We start from the raw sequence: 18,995 nt of genomic DNA on the forward strand, positions 1-18,995 counted from the left end.
AAACCGGCTTTTACAGCCGGTTTTTTTATGGCATGCAGACAGCATCAGACTTTGTCGATATCGACGTCCTTGGTTTCTTTCAGGCAGAAGATCCCCACCACCAGACTGATACCGGTCACCAGCACTGGGTACCAAAGCCCGTAGAAGATATCCCCGGTATAGACCACCAGCGCGAACGATACGGTCGGCAGGAAGCCACCGAACCAGCCATTGCCTATGTGATAGGGCAGTGACATCGAGGTGTAGCGGATACGGGTCGGGAACAGCTCGACCATCACCGCCGCCAACGGGCCATAGGTCATGGTCGCGATCAGGATCATCGCCACGATCAGCACCACCACCATCACCTGGTTGACCTGCTCAGGGTCGGCCTTGGCCGGGTAGCCCGCCTGCTCGATTGCAGAGCGCATGGCGGTTTCGTCGAAGCCGTTGATGGTCTTTTCACCAATGTTCACCACCACATCGCTACCGGCCACGCTTACCGAGCTGTACGGCAGGCCCTGCTTCACCAGGAAGGTCTTGACCTTGTCGCACGGGCTGTCGAAACGTGCCTTGCCCACGGGGTCGAACTGGAAGGTGCAGCTTTGCGGGTCGGCGGTAACCACGATCGGCGCCTGACGGCTGGCGGCGTCAATCTGTGGGTTGGCGTAATGGCTCAGGGCCTTGAACAGCGGGAAGTACAGCACCGTGGCCAACAGCAGGCCGAGCATCAGGATTGGCTTGCGGCCGATGCGGTCCGACAGCCAGCCAAAGAACACGAAGAATGGCGCACCGATCACCACACTGATAATCAACAGGGTGTTGGCTTGGGCGGGGTCCATCTTCAGCATCTGGGTCATGAAGAACAGCACGTAGAACTGTGCCGTGTAAAAGGTCACGGCTTGGCCGGCGTTGATGCTGAACAGTGCGGTGAGCACCACTTTCAGGTTTGGCCAGGATGTAAACGACTCACGGATCGGCGACTTGCTGATCTTGCCCTGGGCCTTCATTTTCACGAACGCAGGCGATTCGTGCATGCTCATGCGGATCCAGGTGGAAATGGCCAGTAGCACGATCGACAGCAGGAACGGCAGGCGCCAGCCCCAGGTTTCGAACTGGTCACCACTGATGTAGCGGCTGCCCAGTACCACCAGCAGCGACAGCAACAGACCCAAGGTTGCAGTGGATTGGATGAAACCGGTGTGGAAGCCACGCTTGCCGGGGGGCGCATGCTCGGCCACGTAAGTGGCCGCACCGCCATATTCGCCGCCCAGCGCCAGCCCCTGCAACATGCGCAGGATTACCAGAATGATCGGTGCGGCAATGCCAATGCTGGCGTAGGTAGGCAACAACCCCACCGCGAAAGTGGACAGGCCCATCAGCACGATGGTGACCAGGAAGGTGTACTTGCGCCCGATCATGTCACCCAGGCGGCCGAACACCAGCGCGCCGAAGGGCCGTACCAGAAAGCCCGCAGCAAAGGCCATCAGGGCAAAGATGAAGGCGGTGGTGTCGTTCACACCAGCGAAGAATTGCTTGCTGATGACCGCTGCCAGCGCACCATAGAGAAAAAAGTCATACCACTCGAAAACCGTCCCGAGGGATGACGCGAAAATGATCTTGCGCTCTTCACGGCGGCTGGAGCTGCTGGCCGCCGCACCCTGCTCTTGGATGTAATCCGACATCGTTGCTGTCCTCGGCCCTTAGGCCACAGTGATTATTCTTGTTGTTCCACTGTCGGCAGCTTTCGACCGCAAGCCGCCGGTACTGCACACACCCGGGTCAGGGCGTCGGTAACGCGTCTTCGTTCAAGTAGGTCTGGGTAGCAGCTCCTTTGAGGATCAGTTGCGCCGCCTTCTCGGCGATCATCAGGGTGGGGGAACAGGTATTGCCGGAGGTGATCTGCGGCATGATCGAGGCATCTGCCACGCGCAGGCCGGGGATGCCGTGTACGCGCAGCTGGTTATCCACAACATCCATGGCACCATTGCCCATGCGGCAGGTACCGACCGGGTGGAAGATGGTGGTGCCGATCTTGCCAGCAGCGTCGAACAGGTCCTCCTCGGATTGCAGGGCCGGGCCCGGCAGGTATTCCTTAGGCTCGAACGCCGCCAGGGCAGGGGCCTGGACGATGCGCCGGGTGAGGCGGATGGCATCGGCGGCGACACGCAGGTCTTGCGGGTCGCTGAGGTAGTTGGGGTTGATCAGCGGCGTACTGTTCATGTCAGTGCTGCAGATATCGATACGCCCACGGCTGGCCGGGCGCAGGTTGCATACCGAAGCAGTAAAGGCCGGGAACTGATGCAACGGTTCGCCGAAACGCTCCAGTGATAGCGGCTGCACGTGGTACTGCAGGTTGGCGGTGGCCTGGTCGGTGCTGGAACGCACGAAGGCGCCCAGCTGGCTTGGCGCCATGGCCAGTGGACCGCTGCGGTCGTAGAGGTAGCGCAGGCCCATGCCCATCTTGCCCCAAAGGCTGTTGGCCATCTGGTTCAAGGTGCGGGTATTGCGGATCTGGTAGATCAGCCGAAGTTGCAGGTGGTCCTGCAGGTTGCCACCAACGCCAGGCATGTCGTGCCGAACGCCAATCCCCAAGGTTTCCAGCAACTGACGCGGGCCAATGCCGGAGCGCTGCAAGATTCCGGGCGAGCCGACCGCACCCGCACAGAGGATGATTTCACGGCGCGCCGCAAACTCATGCCAGGCGCCTTGCCAAAACGCTTTCACGGCCCGCGCGCGGGTGTTGTTGAGCAGTACCTGTTCAACCTGAACGCCGGTCAGCACCGTGAGGTTGGCGCGGTCCTTGATAGGCCGCAGGAAAGCTTTGGAGGCATTCCAGCGCACGCCGCTACGCTGGTTGACCTGAAAGTATCCACAGCCCTCGTTGTCGCCGGTGTTGAAGTCATCGACCTTGCCGATACCGCTTTGCTCGGCGGCATCGCGGAAAGCATCGAGAATTGGCCAGCTGTAGCGCTGGCGCTCGACTCGCCATTCGCCGTCAGCGCCATGGTGCTCGCTGGTGCCGGCAAAGTGGTTCTCGCTGGCCTTGAACAGCGGCAGCACGTCTTTCCAGGCCCAGCCATCGTTGCCTTGCTCAGCCCACTGGTCATAGTCGGCGGCCTGGCCACGCATGTAGATCATGCCGTTGATCGAAGAACAGCCACCTAGCACCTTGCCCCTTGGGTAACCCAGTGCGCGACCGCCCAGGCCAGGCTGTGCCTCGGTCCTGAAGCACCAGTCGGTGCGTGGGTTGCCGATGCAGTAGAGGTAACCGACGGGAATGTGGATCCAGGGATAGTTGTCGCGACCACCTGCCTCCAGCAGCAGCACGCGGCAGGAAGGATCGGCGGACAAACGATTGGCCAGCAGGCAACCGGCAGGACCGGCACCAACGACCACGTAGTCGAAGACAGAATCGGCTGATGGCATGTGCAACCTCGGGCCTGATTATTATTCTTGTCCCGATCCATCTTAGTGAGTAATTTCGTGGAGGGAACACGAGATTTCACGCAGCCGCTGTGCGTTTTAGCACAGCGGTAAGCCTGTACCGGCCGTTTCGCGGGCATGCCCAGGATACGGCCGAGACGAACTGCCAAAAAGGATCAGCATGTTCGACTGGAACGATCTGCGGTTTTTCCTCGAGTTACAGCGCAGCGGCCGCCTGCTTACCGCCGCCAAGCGCCTGAACACCACCCACAGCACCGTGGCCCGGCACATCGAGAGCATCGAGCAGAGCCTGGGCACCGCGCTGTTCGTGCAGCATGCCCAGGGTTACGAGTTAACCCCCTCGGGCCAAGCCTTGCTCAAGCATGCCGAAGCCATGGAGAACGTCGCCCTGCTGGCGCAGGAAGAAATCACTCAGGCCATCACGCCGCTGGGCAAGATTCGCCTGGGGGTGACCGAAGGTATCGGCATCATGTTCTTCACCCCACGCATGAATGCGTTGTTCGAGCGTTACCCTGGCCTTGAAGTGGAACTGGTGGCCGTACCGCGTTTCGTCAGCATCCTCAACCGCGAGGCGGAAATCAGCATCCACCTGGAGCGGCCCAACGCCGATCTGCTGATCACTCGCAAACTCACCGATTATCGCCTGGCGCTGTACGCCAGCCAGGACTATTTGCACCGCGCGCCACCACTGCGCAACCGCGAAGACCTGGCCCGGCACAGCTGGATCGGCTACGTCGACGACTTGCTGTTCAGCCAGGAGTTGCTGTTTCTCAACAGCTTCTGCCGGGCACCCAACGTGGTGTTTCGCAGCACCAGCGTGATCGCCCAGCAAGCCGCCGCCCGCGCCGGGCTGGGCATCGCCGTGCTGCCCAACTACATGGCTCGCCACGACCCGACACTGGTACGCGTGCTGCCTGGCGAAACCATCCAGCGCAGTTACTGGATCTGCACCCGTCGCGAGCTGCATAAATCGGTGCGCCTGCGGGTGGTGTGGGACTATTTGCTGGCGCTGTGCGCGGCGCAGCAGGATGAGCTGCTAGCCCAATAGCGACTTGCCAGCCAGCAGCAAGGCCGCCGTCCAACCTGCCACTGCAAACATCTGCTGTAAGCGCGGCCCTGCCAGCCTGGCAGCCAAAGGCCGCGCCAACAGCAGGCCAAGTACCGCGCCGACGGCAAACGGGGCACCGACCTGCCAGTGCATGACGCCCGCCAGGCTGGCGCTGACCACGCTGCCAGTGGAGACCAGGGCGATCACCGCCAGCGAGGTGGACACGATACTGGCCATGCGCAGGTTGGTGTAGCGGTTCAGGGCCGGGATGATGACAAACCCACCGCCCACCCCCAGCAGGCCGGACAACAACCCGGACAAGGCACCCGTGAATGCCAATGCGCGTGCACAGGGTAGGGTCCAGCGCAAACGGCCCTGCAACGGATTCAGCACACATGGCTCGATGTAACGATGGGCATCATTGGCTTCGCCGCGCAATTCTTTGGCCGCCTTGCGCCAGATACGCAGGCAGGCATAAACCAGCACCCCGGCGAACACCAACTGCAATGGTGTATTGGGCAGACGGTGCGCCAGCATCAGCCCGAAGGGTGCCGCCGCTACACCGACCAGCGCAATGAACAATGCCGCCCGGTAACGCACCAAGCCTTGGCGCAAGCCCAGCACAGCGCCCACTGCCGCCGCCAGGCCCACGGCCAGCAAGCCGACCGGTGCCGCTTCGATCATCGACAAGCCCAGACCGAACACCAGCAAGGGTACTGCGAGAATGCCGCCACCTGCGCCAGTCAACGCCAACACCGCGCCGATGATCGCGCCCAAGCCCGCCCCCAGTAATTGATGCTCGATCACTGCCCACCCTCGGCGACCAGTTGCGGGCGTGCCAACCACTCGCGGCCCTTGAGCATGCCTTGCCAGTACAACGGTGGTAGCGCCTGGGCCTTGAGCAACCAGGCCAGGCGAGTCGGCTTGCGCCCATCCAGCAACCAGCTTGGAAAGCTCGGTGCCAGCTTGCCGCCATAGGTGAATTCGGCCAGAACGATCTTGCCGCGCTCGACGGTAAGTGGACACGAGCCGTAGCCGTCGTACTGGGCCAGGCTCGGCAATCGACCCAATGCTACCAGCACATTGTTGGCCACCACGGGTGCTTGCTTGCGGGCAGCCGCAGCGGTTTTGGCGTTGCTGGTGTTGGCCACGTCTCCAAGGGCGTGCACATTGGTGTACTTGCGATGGCGCAGGGTATGCGGGTCGACATCGACCCAGCCGGTGCTATCGGCCAAAGGGCTTTCGCGAATGAAGTCTGGCGCCACCTGTGGTGGAACCACATGGAGCATGTCGAAGCTTTCGATGCGGGTTTCGCTGCTGCCATCGGCCAGGGTACGCACGAAGGTAGCACGCTTGTTCGGGCCGTCCACGGCGACCAGACGGTGCGAAAAATTAAGGTCGACGGCGTACTTTTCGATGTACTTCATCAGCGCGGGCACATAGTCCGCTACGCCGAACAACATAGCCCCCGCATTGAAGAAGCTGGCTTTCACTGCGCCCAGATAGCCATGGCGTAGCCAGTGGTCGCAAGACAGGTACAGCGCCTTCTGCGGTGCTCCGGCGCACTTGATCGGCATGGGCGGCTGGCTGAACACGGCATGGCCTTGCTTGAGCTTCTGCACCAGCTCCCAGGTATAGGGCGCCAGGTCGTAACGATAGTTGGAGGTGACGCCGTTACGGCCCAGGGTCTCGCTGAGCCCATCGATGGCCGCCCAGTCCAGCTTCAGGCCGGGGCAAACTATCAGCTGTTCGTAACTGATGGAGCGGCCACCTTCGAGCATGACCAACTGGCTCAACGGATCGAAACCCTCTACCCGCGCCTTGACCCAGCGCACACCACGCGGAATGGTCGAGGCCATGGTGCGGGCGGTGCTCGGTGCCTTGAACACACCGGCACCGACCATGGTCCAGCCGGGCTGGTAGTAATGCACCTCGGCAGGGTCGATCAAAGCCACATCCAACGACGGATCGCGGCTGATCAGGCTGGAGGCGGTGGCGATACCGGCGGCACCGGCACCGACGATGACCACCTTGTGGTGGTCGGTATTGGCAGGGGACAACAAGGCAGGCATGTCGGTAAATCCTGAAAATCTGGTTATGGGGGCAGGGCGGTTACAGCTTGTTCAGCGGGATCTTCAAATAGCTCACGCCGTTTGCTTCCGGCGCGGGGAGCTGGCCGCTGCGCATGTTCACCTGCACCGAGGGCAGGATAAGCACCGGCATGTCGAGGGTCTTGTCGCGGGCTTCGCGCATGGCAACGAAGCTGTCCTCATCGATACCCTGGTGGATGTGGATGTTGTGGGCGCGCTGCTCTGCCACGGTGGTGACGTACTGCATGTCGCGGCCACCTGGCAGGTAGTCGTGGCACATGAACAGCCGGGTCTGGTCGGGGAACGCCAGCAGGCGACGAATCGAGCGGTACAAAGTACGGGCGTCGGCGCCTGGGAAATCACAACGGGCTGTGCCGTAGTCGGGCATGAACAAGGTGTCGCCGACGAACACTGCGATCTCGCCGGCGTCCTCGATCATGAAGCTCATGCATGCAGGCGTATGCCCCGGCGTATGCAGCGCACGGGCATGCAGGTTGCCAATGCGGAAACCTTCCTCGTCTTCAAGCAGCACATCGAACTGGCTGCCGTCACGGGCGAAGCCAGGCTCGGCATTGAACAAGGCACCGAACACCTTCTGCACTTGGGTGATGTGCGCGCCGATAGCGGTATGGCCGCCGAGCTTTTCCTTGAGGTAGGCAGCCGCTGAAAGATGATCGGCGTGTACATGGGTTTCCAGCACCCAACGCACGCTGGCGTTCAGCTCGCTCACGCGCTCGATCAGGCGATCCGCCGATGCGCTGCAGGTGCGCCCGGACTTGGGGTCATAATCCAGCACGCTGTCGATCAAGGCGCATTGCCGGGTTTCACGGTCCATGACCAAGTAGCTGATGGTCGAGGTCGCCTCGTCGAAAAAGGCGTCCACGTGAAGGTTGTTACCGATGATCATCACGTTCTCCAATTTATCCGCCCCGCCTTGTACAGGCGTAGGCAGTGACAGGAGGTTTATCAAGATGCATGCCAGGCTTTTTGCTGCGCATGGGCCAATGAAACGGGCAGGTTGCTGACAGCTGTTGGCATGACTGGCAGTGAAGGTGGCAGTCGACTGTCAGCCAATGGCAGTGTTTGGCAGTCCTTGTTACCCTGCATCGGTCATCCAAACGGTGCCGTCATGCCTGAAGCCCATCCCCTCATCCTAGCTCTGGTTTCCTACCTTGAGCACGATGCCCTGCCGACCATCGTGCTGGACACCGACTACAACATCCTCGCCGCCAATGCGGCCTATCGTCGCCAGTTCGGCCGGCATGATCAGGCGCCGTTGGGCGAGAAGTGCCACAAGGTCTCGCATCACTATGCCGTACCGTGCGACCAGGCTGGCGAGCACTGCCCGATGCGCAAGGCGTGGGACAGCAAGGTACCGGAGCGGGTGTTGCACATTCATCACACACCACGCGGCCCCGAGCACGTCGACGTCGAGTTGCGGCCAATCCTGGATGAACAGGGCAGGGTGGTGGCCTTTGTCGAACGCCTGACCACCATCACCCTCGCCTCGGCACAGCCCCAGGAGCAAGGTTTGGTCGGCCGCGCGCCAACCTTCAAGGCCGCCTTGGCCAGCCTGCAACGTGCGGCACCCGCGCAGATTCCGGTATTGCTGCAGGGTGAGTCGGGCACCGGCAAGGAACTGTTCGCGCGCGCGCTACACATGGGCAGCCCACGGGCCAACGGGCCGCTGGTGGTGGTCGACTGCACTGGTTTGACCGAATCCTTGTTCGAAAGTGAGCTGTTCGGTTACGAGAAAGGTGCGTTCACCGGTGCCCACCAACGCAAGATCGGCCTGGCAGAGGCGGCCCATGGCGGCACCTTGTTTCTCGACGAAATCGGTGAAGTACCCCTGGCGATGCAGGTGAAGCTGCTGCGCCTGATCGAGTCTGGCAGCTTCCGCCCGGTTGGCAGCTTGCGCACGGTGCATTCAGATTTCCGCCTGGTATCGGCCACCCACAAGCCGCTCAAGCAAATGGTCGCGGATGGCACCTTCCGTGAAGACCTGTATTACCGTATCAGCGGCTTCCCGATTCGCCTGCCTGCGCTGCGCGAGCGGGTGGAAGATCTACCACTGCTTGCGCAGAGCCTGCTGCAGCGCATGGCTGGCAAGCCAACGCCCAGGCTGAGTGACGATGCCTTGCAGCAACTTGGGCTGCATCCGTTTCCGGGCAATATCCGAGAGCTGCGCAACATACTGGAAAGGGCGCGGCTGTTTGCCGATGACGGGCTGATCAGGCCTGAGCACTTTCCGGCAGATATCGGGCCGGCGGGGGCGATCACAACGGGTAGCCGTCGCAATGATTTGGGGGCGTTGGCGCAGGCGTTGGAGCAGTTCAAGGGTTCGCGTAGCGAACTGGCCAGTCATCTTGGTATGAGTGAACGCACGCTGTATCGCCGACTGAAGGCGCTCGGGCTGAATTAGGAAATGTTGGCTAACGCGGACTGTGTGGGAGCGCAAGTCAGAAGATTGAGTCCATACAGCTGCTTCCACAGTGTTCATCGCCTCCCGCAGCTTTACCCGACCTTTACCTCTGCCCTGACATTAAACGGCTAGAACCATGGTCTGATTGGTTAACCGTACCCGGAACTCAGATAGTCAAACCGGGCGTTCACAGGCAGAGGACCGCACCCAATGAAGAAAACCCTAACCGTGATCTGCGCCGCGCTCATGCTCAGCGCACCACTGGCCAGCTTCGCGCAGCCAGGCCCACCCGACCGGCATGATGGCGGCCCATCGCACCAGGGCAATCCGCCACATGGTCAGCCGCAGCAACAGGGTCGCCATGACAATGGCCGGGGTCCTGCTTACCGTGATCCGAACTTCCGCCCACAACAAGGCATGCCGGTGCCTCATCAGCAATGGCAGCGTGGTCACGCAGTCGATCCACATTACCGGGGTGACCGTTACTGGGTGACCGACTGGAAAGCGCGTCACCTGTATGCGCCGCCACGTGATCATCGTTGGTTGTATGTGAATGGCGACTATGTGCTGGTGGCGATTGCCAGCGGTGTGATCGTGAATATTCTCAGCGGTTACTGATAAATCGCAGGCACTAAAAAGCCCGCATCAGCGGGCTTTTTAGTGTCTGGCGAATTACACCTGATCAGAAGTCCAGGTTCGACACCGACAGCGCGTTACTTTCGATGAAGTCACGACGCGGCTCGACCGCGTCCCCCATCAGGGTGTTGAAGATCTGGTCCGCAGCGATTGCATCTTCGATAGTGACCTTCAGCATACGGCGAACGGTCGGGTCCATGGTGGTTTCCCACAGCTGGTCCGGGTTCATTTCACCCAGCCCTTTGTATCGCTGGATAGTGTGGCGCTTGGTTGTCTCGTTCATCAGCCAATCCAGGCCTTCCTTGAACTCGACAATTGCCTTGCGGCGTTCACCGCGCTGAACGTAAGCACCTTCACCCAACAGGCTGGACAGCTTGGAGCCAATGTTGACCACGGTACGGTAGTCATTGCTGCCGAAGAAGTCGCGGTTGAAGGTGACGTAGCTGGCCAGGCCGTGAGAGGTGACTTCCACTTCTGGCAGCCATACGTTGCGCTCTTTGTCTTCGCGCAGGCTGGCTTTGTAAACCAGGCCAGACTTCTGGCTGCTGTTCAGACGCTCCTGGAACTTAGCCAGCCAGGCTTGCATCACCGCGTGGTCACCCAACTGCTCCAGGGTCACCTCCGGCAGGTAGATGAAGTGCTCGGTCAGCTCTTCCGGATACAAGCGCGACAGGCGCTTGAGCGTCTTCATTACGCTACGGAACTCATTCACCAGTGCTTCCAGCTGCACACCGGAAACCGCAGGTGCCGATTCGTCCAGGTGCAGGCTGGCATCCTCCAGGGCCGACTGGGTCATGTACTCTTCCATGGCCTCGTCGTCCTTGATGTACTGCTCCTGCTTGCCCTTCTTCACCTTGTACAACGGTGGCTGGGCAATGTAGATGTAGCCGCGCTCGACCAGCTCCGGCAACTGACGGAAGAAGAAGGTCAGCAGCAGGGTACGGATGTGCGAACCGTCAACGTCAGCATCGGTCATGATGATGATGTTGTGATAACGCAGTTTGTCGATGTTGTACTCTTCGCGGCCAATACCGCAGCCCAGCGCAGTGATCAGCGTGCCCACTTCCTGGGACGAGATCATCTTGTCGAAACGCGCTTTCTCGACGTTGAGGATTTTACCCTTCAACGGCAGGATCGCCTGGGTACGACGGTTACGACCTTGCTTGGCCGAGCCACCCGCGGAGTCACCCTCCACCAGGTACAGTTCAGAGAGGGCAGGGTCCTTCTCTTGGCAATCCGCCAACTTGCCCGGCAGGCCAGCGATATCCAGCGCCCCTTTGCGGCGAGTCATCTCACGGGCTTTACGCGCGGCTTCACGGGCGCGGGCGGCGTCGATCATCTTGCCAACGACGGCCTTGGCCTCGTTCGGGTTTTCCAGCAGGAAGTCGGCGAAGTACTTGTTCATCTCTTGTTCCACGGCGGTTTTCACCTCCGAGGAGACCAGCTTGTCCTTGGTCTGCGAGCTGAACTTGGGGTCCGGCACCTTCACCGAGATGATCGCGGTCAGGCCTTCACGGGCGTCGTCGCCGGTGGTTGCCACCTTGTTCTTCTTGGCCAAGCCTTCCTGCTCGATGTAGCTGTTCAAGCTACGGGTCAGCGAGGACCGGAAGCCCACCAAGTGGGTACCTCCGTCACGCTGCGGAATGTTGTTGGTGAAGCACAGCAGGTTTTCGTTGAAGCTGTCGTTCCACTGCAGAGCGACCTCAACACCCACGCCATCGTCGCGCTGGACGTTGAAGTGGAATACCTGGGAGTTGACCGGCGTCTTGTTGGTGTTCAGGTACTCGACGAACGCGCGCAGGCCGCCTTCGTACTTGAAGAACTCTTCCTTACCGCTGCGCTCATCCTTCAGCAGAATGCCAACGCCCGAGTTGAGGAAAGACAACTCACGAATACGCTTGGCCAGGATGTCCCAGCTGAAGTGAATATTCTTGAAGGTTTCAGCCGATGGCTTGAAGTGGATGTGGGTACCAGTGGTTTCGCTGTCACCGACAACCGCCATAGGCGCTTGTGGAACACCGTGAACGTAGGTCTGTTCCCAGATCTTGCCGCTACGGCGAACGGTCAGAACCAGCTTCTCGGACAGGGCGTTAACAACCGATACACCTACACCGTGCAGACCGCCGGATACTTTGTAGGAGTTGTCGTCGAACTTACCGCCGGCGTGCAGTACGGTCATGATGACCTCTGCCGCAGAAACGCCTTCTTCTTTATGCACGTCGACCGGAATGCCACGACCGTTGTCGCGCACGCTGATGGATTCGTCCGTGTGGATGATGACGGTGATGTCATCGCAGTGCCCGGCGAGGGCTTCGTCGATCGAGTTGTCGACCACCTCGAAGACCATGTGGTGCAGGCCGCTACCATCATCGGTGTCGCCAATGTACATGCCGGGACGCTTGCGTACGGCATCCAAACCTTTCAGCACTTTGATGCTGGAGGAGTCGTACGTTTGATTTTCGCTCATGCCTTCACTCCCGATGGTCGTGGGTCTGGGTGATACGGCCTTGTTCCACGTGGAACAAAGCAACTGGCGTTTCCGTCTGCCAGCCTTCCCTCAGTAATTCGTGATCTACACAGGTGATGAACACCTGGCAGCGTAATTCTTCAAGCAAGCGACACAGCGCGCGGCGATGCTGGTCGTCCAGTTCGGACGGCAAGTCATCCACGAGATAAATACAATGACCGCGGCGAGCCTGACTAACGAGGTGGCCTTGAGCAATGCGCAGTGCGCATACCACAAGCTTCTGCTGACCACGCGACAGGATGTCAGCTGCGTTGTTGCCAGCCAGGCGAAGACGCAGATCAGCACGCTGCGGACCGGCCTGGGTATGGCCCATCTGCTGATCGCGAAGGAGAGAGGATGCGAGTACTTCTTGCAGTTCCCGGTCCTTGTCCCAGCCTCGGTAGTAGCTTAGGGTCAACCCGTCCAGCTCGACCAGTTCGCTCAGGGTTCGCTCGAAGACAGGCTTCAAGGCCTTGATGTAGTTGCGACGGTATTCATCTATTTCCGCGCTGGCCAGGCACAATTCCCGGTCCCAGGCGGCTTGCGAAGCTGGGTCAAGTGTACCATGACGCAACCATGAGTTCCGCTGCCGCAGCGCCTTCTGCAGCCGTTGCCAGGCTGGCAGAAAACGAGGTTCCACGTGGAACACCCCCCAATCAAGGAACTGGCGGCGTATTTTCGGGGCACCTTCCAACAACCGGAAACTGTCTGGGTTGATAAGCTGAAGCGGCAGCAGCTCTGCCAGTTGCGCGGCACTGCGCGCATTCTGACCATCGATGCGGATAGTGAACTCCCCCTGGCGCTCTCGGGATACACCCAGTTTGCAGGTGCCGCCTTCGGTCAACTCGACTTCACCAAATACGGTACAGGCAGGCTGTTCGTACTGGATGACCGGGTTCAGGCGACTACTGCGAAATGAACGTGCCAGCCCGAGCAAGTGCACAGCTTCAAGCACGCTGGTCTTGCCGCTACCGTTGGCGCCGTAAAGGATGTTGATTCGGGGGGAGGGTAAGAGTGTCACCGGGTGCAAGTTGCGCACCGCGGTGACCATGATACGTCGAAGGGACATTTCGCCTGCTACAGGTTACAGGCGCATCGGCATGACAACGTAGGAAGAATCGTCATTGCCAGCTTCCTGCAGCAGTGCACTGCTGTTGGAATCGGACAGGATCAGACGAACTTGCTCGGTAGTCATCACGCCCAGCACGTCCAGCAGGTAGCTGACGTTGAAGCCAATTTCCAGCGAACTGCCTTCGTAGCCCACGCTGATTTCTTCTTCAGCTTCTTCCTGCTCGGGGTTGTTCGCCTGGATCTTCAGTTGGCCAGCCGCCAGTTGCAGGCGAATACCGCGGTACTTTTCATTGGAAAGAATCGCCGTACGGCTGAAGGCTTCACGCAGTGCCTGACGATCGCCGACCACCAGCTTGTCGCCGCCTTTTGGCAGGACGCGCTCGTAGTCCGGGAACTTGCCGTCCACCAGCTTGGAGGTAAAGGTGAACTCGCCAGTTGTGGCGCGTATGTGGTGCTGGCCCAGGACGATGCTGACCATGCCTTCCGGGTCAGTCAGCAGGCGCGCCAACTCCAGGATACCTTTACGTGGCACGATGACCTGATGGCGATCATCCTGCTCGATCGGCGCAGTCATGGAGCAGAGCGCCAGACGGTGACCATCGGTGGATACCGCACGCAGGGTGTTGCGGGAAACCTCAAGCAGCATGCCGTTGAGGTAATAACGAACATCCTGCTGGGCCATGGCGAAGCTGGTGCGCTCGATCAGGCGGCGCAGCTTGCTCTGCTCAAGGTTGCAGGTCAGCGAGCCCGGGCCTTCTTCCACGGTCGGGAAGTCATTGGCTGGCAGGGTCGACAGCGTAAAGCGGCTGCGGCCGGCCTTGACCAACAATTTCTGCTCATCGACCTTGATATCGATCAGGGCGTCGTTCGGCAGGCTTTTGCAGATGTCCATCAGCTTACGCGCCGGGACAGTGATTTCGCCAGGCTCGGCCGGCTCTTCCAGTTGCACCCGGCCTACCAGCTCGACTTCCAGGTCGGTACCGGTCAACGACAGTTGCTGGCCTTGCACGACCAGCAATACGTTGGACAGGACCGGCAAGGTCTGACGGCGCTCGACGACACCGGCGACCAGTTGCAGGGGTTTCAACAGGGCTTCGCGTTGAATGGTGAAATGCATGGTCTAGTCCCTTGCCTTCAATTAGCTGCGCAGACGGCCATCAGGTCGTCAGCGTCCGCAGCAGGTTCTTGTAGTCCTCGCGGATGTCCGCGTCGGATTCCTTCAGTTCGTTGATCTTGCGGCAGGCGTGCAGCACGGTCGTATGGTCGCGGCCACCAAACATGTCGCCGATTTCCGGCAGGCTGTGGTTGGTCAACTCCTTGGAGAGGGCCATGGCCACCTGACGTGGCCGTGCGACAGAACGCGAACGCCGCTTGGACAGCAGATCGGAGATTTTGATCTTGTAGTACTCGGCGACGGTTCGCTGAATATTATCCACACTGACCAATTTATCCTGCAGCGCCAGCAGGTCCTTCAGCGATTCACGGATCAGCTCGATGGTGATATCGCGGCCCATGAAGTGCGAATGGGCAATCACCCGCTTCAGTGCGCCTTCCAGCTCCCGTACGTTGGAGCGAATGCGCTGGGCAATGAAGAACGCGGCATCATGCGGCAGCTCGACCTTGGCCTGGTCGGCCTTTTTCATCAGGATTGCCACGCGGGTTTCCAGCTCCGGTGGCTCGACAGCCACCGTCAGGCCCCAACCAAAGCGCGACTTCAGCCGCTCTTCCAGGCCTTCGATCTCTTTGGGGTAGCGGTCAGAGGTAAGGATCACCTGCTGGCCACCCTCAAGCAGAGCGTTGAAGGTGTGGAAAAACTCTTCCTGCGAGCGCTCTTTGCGGGCGAAGAACTGGATATCGTCGATCAGCAACGCATCCACCGAACGGTAGAAACGCTTGAATTCGTTGATGGCATTGAGCTGCAGCGCTTTGACCATGTCCGCAACGAAGCGCTCCGAATGCAGGTAGACCACCTTGGCATTCGGGTTTTTCTTGAGCAGGTGGTTACCCACAGCATGCATAAGGTGGGTTTTACCCAGGCCCACGCCGCCATAAAGGAACAGCGGGTTGTAGCCATGCTTGGGGTTGTCCGCCACCTGCCAGGCAGCCGCGCGCGCCAGCTGGTTCGACTTACCTTCAACGAAAGTGTCGAAGGTAAAGGTACGGTTCAGGTAACTGGTGTGCTTGAGCGCGCCTTCAACCTGCACGGTGCGCTGTTCGGCGCGGCCACTACTGGCAGGTGCCGAAGCGGGCTCGGCCATGGCATCGAAGCTGTCACGTGAAGACGGCTCGGCCAGTTCGTCGACCAGCACCGGCTCGGCTGCGGCCACAGCAATTGGCTCGACCGCTGCTGGTGTCGGGGCAGCTTTGTGTGCCTGGGTCTGCGCCAGCGAGGCCGCCACGGCGGCGCTGACCGGCGCGTTAGGCGCAGCCCGGGGAGCCGAACTGCGGCGGCTACCTATTAATAAGGAAAGGGCAGGTGCAATGCCGCTGCCGTTTTCGCCCAACAGCTCGAGCAAGCGCCCTAGGTATTTTTCATTGACCCAATCGAGAACGAAACGGTTAGGCGCATAGACGCGCAACTCGTCGCCTTCGGCTTCGACCTGTAGCGGACGGATCCAGGTGTTGAATTGCTGGGCAGGCAGTTCATCGCGCAGAAGCTCCACGCACTGCTGCCAAAGTTCCACTGACACGGATATCCCCTGAGTTTGAAAGCCGGATGAGGCAAAAACAAACCGCCATTGTACCGGTCGAGCGTCCAGTTATCCACATGTGGACACGTTAGGATCCAAGACAAAACAGCCATTTATCGACCAAAACGTCATTCTGGCACTGTGCATAAGCCCTGTGGATAAGCAGCCATGAGGGCTATGCACAACCCTGGGTGCCTGCCTGTTGATAAATCACCTGTGGATAATCACCATTTTAATCCACAGCTTTCGATCACGATGAAAACAAGCGCAGCACCGGTTGAGAACAAGGTTTCAAAACTCTGTACATCCCGGTTTTCAAGGCCTGTAGAAGGTTATCCACAGAAGGTTATCCACTTAAGATTTATAAGTTCTTCAGAAAAGCTTTTTATATGTCTCTTCTTTTTTTTCATGTTGTCCCCGATTCGTGTGTCCGATCAAGGACCCCTTGGGGATGATCGAACAGGCACCGTCCATCACACGCTCTATATGGAATGACTGGTTGGAAATTGACCTATGGGCTTGCTTTCTCTAGAATCGCCGGTCTCTTAAAAAGGGGGCCATCCCGGCCCGTCGTCGACAAACCAGGTAACACGCCATGAAACGTACTTTCCAACCAAGCACCATCAAGCGCGCCCGCACCCACGGTTTCCGTGCCCGTATGGCTACCAAGAACGGCCGTGCTGTTCTGTCGCGTCGTCGTGCCAAAGGCCGTAAGCGTCTGGCCATTTGATTTTTCGGCACAGGTGGTGAGTCAGGACTTCAGTCGGGAAAAGCGACTGCTTACACCCCGGCATTTCAAAGCGGTCTTCGACTCCCCAACCGGCAAGGTTCCAGGGAAAAACCTGCTGATCCTTGCTCGCGAGAACGGCCTCGATCATCCACGCCTAGGCCTGGTAATCGGCAAGAAGAGCGTCAAGCTCGCCGTTCAACGCAACCGCCTCAAGCGCTTGATGCGCGATTCCTTTCGTCTGAACCAGCAATCGCTTGCCGGCCTGGACATCGTGATCGTCGCGCGCAAGGGATTGGGTGAGATTGAAAACCCGGAATTGCACCAACACTTTGGCAAGCTCTGGAAACGCCTGGCGCGCAGCCGGCCAACACCAGCAGCCACCGCCAATTCCGCAGGGGTAGACAGCCAAGATGCGTAAACTGGCACTCGTTCCGATCCAGTTTTACCGTTACGCCATTAGTCCACTGATGGCCAATCACTGTCGTTTTTTCCCCAGTTGCTCCTGTTACGCATATGAAGCCATTGAAAACCATGGCCTCTGGCGTGGTGGGTGGCTGGCCGTTCGTCGCCTGGGGCGTTGTCATCCGTGGAATGACGGCGGTTTCGACCCCGTTCCACCCGCTCCTTCCTCCCGAACTTCTTCGATAGCCGAGTAATCATGGATATTAAACGCACGATCCTGATCGCCGCGCTGGCAGTCGTGTCCTACGTCATGGTCCTGAAGTGGAACGATGACTACGGCCAGGCTGCCCTGCCGACTCAGAATACTGCTGCCAGCACTGTTGCTCCGGGCTTGCCCGATGGCGTGCCGGCCGGTAACAACGGTGCCAGCGCCGATGTACCGAGCGCCAACGCCGAATCGAGCCCTGCCGAACTGGCACCGGTCGCACTCAGCAAGGACCTGATCCGAGTCAAGACCGACGTTCTGGAACTGGCTATCGATCCGGTCGGTGGTGACATCGTCCAGTTGAACCTGCCGAAGTACCCACGCCGTCAAGACCACCCGGACATTCCGTTCCAGTTGTTCGACAATGGTGGTGAGCGTGTTTACCTGGCACAAAGCGGCCTGACCGGCGCCAACGGCCCGGATGCCCGCGCCAGCGGTCGCCCGCTGTATGCCGCCGAGCAGAAGAGCTACCAGCTGGCCGACGGCCAGGAACAACTGGTGGTCGACCTGAAGTTCAGCGACAACGGTGTCAACTACATCAAGCGCTTCAGCTTCAAGCGCGGTGAGTACGACCTGAATGTCAGCTACCTGATCGACAACCAGAGCGGCCAGGCCTGGAGCGGCAACATGTTTGCCCAGCTCAAGCGTGACGCCAGCGGCGATCCTTCTTCCAGCACCGCCACCGGTACTGCGACCTACCTGGGTGCAGCCCTGTGGACAGCTTCCGAGCCTTACAAAAAGGTCTCGATGAAGGACATCGACAAAGGTGGTTTGAAAGAAAATGTGTCCGGTGGCTGGGTTGCCTGGCTGCAGCACTACTTCGTCACCGCCTGGATTCCGGCCAAGTCGGACAACAACGTTGTTCAGACCCGCAAGGACAGCCAGGGTAACTACATCATTGGCTACACTGGCCCCGTAATCAGCGTGCCTGCTGGCGGCAAGGTCGAAACCAGCGCCATGCTGTACGCCGGCCCGAAGATTCAGTCCAAGCTGAAAGAGTTGTCCCCAGGCCTGGAACTGACCGTCGACTACGGCTTCCTGTGGTTCATCGCCCAACCGATCTTCTGGCTGCTACAACATATCCACAGCCTCCTGGGTAACTGGGGCTGGTCGATCATCGTGCTGACCATGCTGATCAAAGGCCTGTTCTTCCCTCTGTCGGCTGCCAGCTACCGCTCCATGGCCCGTATGCGTGCCGTTGCACCTAAGCTCGCCGCCCTGAAGGAACGCTTCGGTGACGATCGCCAGAAGATGTCCCAGGCGATGATGGAGCTGTACAAGAAAGAGAAGATCAACCCGCTGGGCGGCTGCCTGCCGATCCTGGTACAGATGCCGGTCTTCCTGGCCTTGTACTGGGTACTGCTGGAAAGCGTGGAAATGCGCCAGGCTCCGTGGATGCTGTGGATTACCGACCTGTCGATCAAGGATCCGTTCTTCATCCTGCCGATCATCATGGGCGCCACCATGTTCATCCAGCAGCGCCTGAACCCGACGCCGCCGGATCCGATGCAGGCCAAGGTGATGAAAATGATGCCGATCATCTTCACCTTCTTCTTCCTGTGGTTCCCGGCCGGTCTGGTGCTGTACTGGGTTGTGAACAACTGCCTGTCGATTTCGCAGCAGTGGTACATCACTCGCCGTATCGAAGCAGCTACCAAAAAAGCTGCTGCTTGACGGGCTAGTACGCTAGCCTGTGAATAAAAAACGCC

The 18,995-nt window shown here is 59.6% G+C and carries 16 protein-coding genes; 7 read left to right on the forward strand and 9 right to left on the reverse strand.

From position 1 onward, the window contains the following. Nucleotides 1-44: 44 nt before the first annotated feature. Both APH42_RS10335 and APH42_RS10340 read right to left on the reverse strand, forming a co-directional pair. Complete coding sequence (locus tag APH42_RS10335) at nucleotides 45-1,664, reverse strand: MFS transporter (protein ID WP_060493246.1); 1,620 nt, start codon at nucleotides 1,662-1,664, stop codon at nucleotides 45-47. A 97-nt stretch (nucleotides 1,665-1,761) separates the two neighbouring features. Further along, a complete protein-coding gene (locus APH42_RS10340; protein WP_060493247.1) occupies nucleotides 1,762-3,408 on the reverse strand; it encodes a GMC family oxidoreductase in 1,647 nt (548 codons plus the stop codon). A 178-nt stretch (nucleotides 3,409-3,586) separates the two neighbouring features. On the opposite strand from APH42_RS10340, the gene APH42_RS10345 reads away from it, so the two are divergent. Then, the gene (locus tag APH42_RS10345; RefSeq protein ID WP_012269863.1) at nucleotides 3,587-4,474 is read left to right on the forward strand and encodes a LysR family transcriptional regulator; all 888 of its coding nucleotides are present in this window, start codon (nucleotides 3,587-3,589) and stop codon (nucleotides 4,472-4,474) included. Here the strand turns inward: APH42_RS10345 and APH42_RS10350 are convergent. Genes APH42_RS10350 through APH42_RS10360 form a run of 3 tightly spaced genes read right to left on the reverse strand, consistent with a single transcriptional unit; the run spans nucleotide 4,463 to nucleotide 7,471 of the window. Further along, nucleotides 4,463-5,281, reverse strand: coding sequence for a sulfite exporter TauE/SafE family protein (locus tag APH42_RS10350; RefSeq protein WP_060493248.1), 819 nt, complete (start codon nucleotides 5,279-5,281; stop codon nucleotides 4,463-4,465). The two genes, APH42_RS10345 and APH42_RS10350, sit on opposite strands and share 12 nt — an antisense overlap. Next, nucleotides 5,278-6,546, reverse strand: a complete 1,269-nt coding sequence (locus APH42_RS10355; RefSeq protein WP_060493249.1) for an FAD/NAD(P)-binding oxidoreductase — start codon at nucleotides 6,544-6,546, stop codon at nucleotides 5,278-5,280. Before APH42_RS10355 ends, APH42_RS10350 begins: the two co-directional genes overlap by 4 nt. 40 nt (nucleotides 6,547-6,586) lie before the next feature. After that, complete coding sequence (locus tag APH42_RS10360; protein ID WP_012269860.1) at nucleotides 6,587-7,471, reverse strand: MBL fold metallo-hydrolase; 885 nt, start codon at nucleotides 7,469-7,471, stop codon at nucleotides 6,587-6,589. Between the two features lie 222 nt (nucleotides 7,472-7,693). Between APH42_RS10360 and APH42_RS10365 the strand changes: the two genes are divergently transcribed. Beyond that, on the forward strand, nucleotides 7,694-8,986 hold the full coding sequence (locus APH42_RS10365; protein ID WP_012269859.1) for a sigma-54-dependent Fis family transcriptional regulator: 1,293 nt from the start codon (nucleotides 7,694-7,696) through the stop codon (nucleotides 8,984-8,986). Nucleotides 8,987-9,196: 210 nt separating this feature from the next. Next, a complete protein-coding gene (locus APH42_RS10370) occupies nucleotides 9,197-9,604 on the forward strand; it encodes an RcnB family protein (protein WP_060493250.1) in 408 nt (135 codons plus the stop codon). 64 nt (nucleotides 9,605-9,668) lie between these two features. Here APH42_RS10370 and gyrB read toward each other — a convergent pair whose 3' ends face one another. From gyrB to dnaA, 4 genes are read right to left on the reverse strand one after another with little or no spacing between them, the layout of a single operon-like run. Continuing rightward, complete coding sequence (gyrB, locus tag APH42_RS10375; RefSeq protein ID WP_012269844.1) at nucleotides 9,669-12,089, reverse strand: DNA topoisomerase (ATP-hydrolyzing) subunit B; 2,421 nt, start codon at nucleotides 12,087-12,089, stop codon at nucleotides 9,669-9,671. Between the two features lie 4 nt (nucleotides 12,090-12,093). Beyond that, on the reverse strand, nucleotides 12,094-13,197 hold the full coding sequence (recF, locus tag APH42_RS10380) for a DNA replication/repair protein RecF (RefSeq protein WP_012269843.1): 1,104 nt from the start codon (nucleotides 13,195-13,197) through the stop codon (nucleotides 12,094-12,096). 15 nt (nucleotides 13,198-13,212) lie between these two features. After that, entirely contained in the window at nucleotides 13,213-14,316 is a 1,104-nt protein-coding gene (dnaN, locus tag APH42_RS10385) for a DNA polymerase III subunit beta (protein WP_060493251.1), read from the reverse strand. A 40-nt stretch (nucleotides 14,317-14,356) separates the two neighbouring features. Continuing rightward, nucleotides 14,357-15,889, reverse strand: a complete 1,533-nt coding sequence (dnaA, locus tag APH42_RS10390) for a chromosomal replication initiator protein DnaA (protein ID WP_012269841.1) — start codon at nucleotides 15,887-15,889, stop codon at nucleotides 14,357-14,359. 595 nt (nucleotides 15,890-16,484) lie between these two features. Here dnaA and rpmH point away from each other — a divergent pair. The 4 genes from rpmH to yidC are packed head-to-tail and all read left to right on the forward strand — an operon-like array spanning nucleotide 16,485 to nucleotide 18,960. Beyond that, nucleotides 16,485-16,619, forward strand: coding sequence for a 50S ribosomal protein L34 (gene rpmH / locus APH42_RS29130; protein WP_003253163.1), 135 nt, complete (start codon nucleotides 16,485-16,487; stop codon nucleotides 16,617-16,619). Between the two features lie 13 nt (nucleotides 16,620-16,632). Beyond that, nucleotides 16,633-17,037, forward strand: a complete 405-nt coding sequence (gene rnpA, locus APH42_RS10395) for a ribonuclease P protein component (protein ID WP_012269840.1) — start codon at nucleotides 16,633-16,635, stop codon at nucleotides 17,035-17,037. Next, a complete protein-coding gene (yidD, locus tag APH42_RS29135; protein ID WP_015268406.1) occupies nucleotides 17,030-17,275 on the forward strand; it encodes a membrane protein insertion efficiency factor YidD in 246 nt (81 codons plus the stop codon). The genes rnpA and yidD overlap by 8 nt, the downstream gene beginning before the upstream one ends. A gap of 2 nt (nucleotides 17,276-17,277) precedes the next feature. After that, complete coding sequence (gene yidC / locus APH42_RS10400) at nucleotides 17,278-18,960, forward strand: membrane protein insertase YidC (protein ID WP_012274917.1); 1,683 nt, start codon at nucleotides 17,278-17,280, stop codon at nucleotides 18,958-18,960. Nucleotides 18,961-18,995: the final 35 nt, after the last annotated feature.

This window comes from Pseudomonas sp. NBRC 111140, from assembly GCF_001320885.1.
GTDB lineage: Bacteria > Pseudomonadota > Gammaproteobacteria > Pseudomonadales > Pseudomonadaceae > Aquipseudomonas > Aquipseudomonas putida_P.

What these genes read in the sequence shown, in the direction of transcription:
- gyrB (WP_012269844.1), bottom strand. Translation starts at nt 12,089, where the DNA reads ATGAGCGAAAATCAAACGTACGACTCCTCCAGCATCAAAGTGCTGAAA.
- APH42_RS10340 (WP_060493247.1), bottom strand. Translation starts at nt 3,408, where the DNA reads ATGCCATCAGCCGATTCTGTCTTCGACTACGTGGTCGTTGGTGCCGGT.
- APH42_RS10365 (WP_012269859.1), top strand. Translation starts at nt 7,694, where the DNA reads ATGCCTGAAGCCCATCCCCTCATCCTAGCTCTGGTTTCCTACCTTGAG.
- dnaN (WP_060493251.1), bottom strand. Translation starts at nt 14,316, where the DNA reads ATGCATTTCACCATTCAACGCGAAGCCCTGTTGAAACCCCTGCAACTG.
- yidD (WP_015268406.1), top strand. Translation starts at nt 17,030, where the DNA reads ATGCGTAAACTGGCACTCGTTCCGATCCAGTTTTACCGTTACGCCATT.
- APH42_RS10360 (WP_012269860.1), bottom strand. Translation starts at nt 7,471, where the DNA reads ATGATCATCGGTAACAACCTTCACGTGGACGCCTTTTTCGACGAGGCG.
- APH42_RS10370 (WP_060493250.1), top strand. Translation starts at nt 9,197, where the DNA reads ATGAAGAAAACCCTAACCGTGATCTGCGCCGCGCTCATGCTCAGCGCA.
- yidC (WP_012274917.1), top strand. Translation starts at nt 17,278, where the DNA reads ATGGATATTAAACGCACGATCCTGATCGCCGCGCTGGCAGTCGTGTCC.
- APH42_RS10345 (WP_012269863.1), top strand. Translation starts at nt 3,587, where the DNA reads ATGTTCGACTGGAACGATCTGCGGTTTTTCCTCGAGTTACAGCGCAGC.
- APH42_RS10355 (WP_060493249.1), bottom strand. Translation starts at nt 6,546, where the DNA reads ATGCCTGCCTTGTTGTCCCCTGCCAATACCGACCACCACAAGGTGGTC.
- APH42_RS10335 (WP_060493246.1), bottom strand. Translation starts at nt 1,664, where the DNA reads ATGTCGGATTACATCCAAGAGCAGGGTGCGGCGGCCAGCAGCTCCAGC.
- rpmH (WP_003253163.1), top strand. Translation starts at nt 16,485, where the DNA reads ATGAAACGTACTTTCCAACCAAGCACCATCAAGCGCGCCCGCACCCAC.
- recF (WP_012269843.1), bottom strand. Translation starts at nt 13,197, where the DNA reads ATGTCCCTTCGACGTATCATGGTCACCGCGGTGCGCAACTTGCACCCG.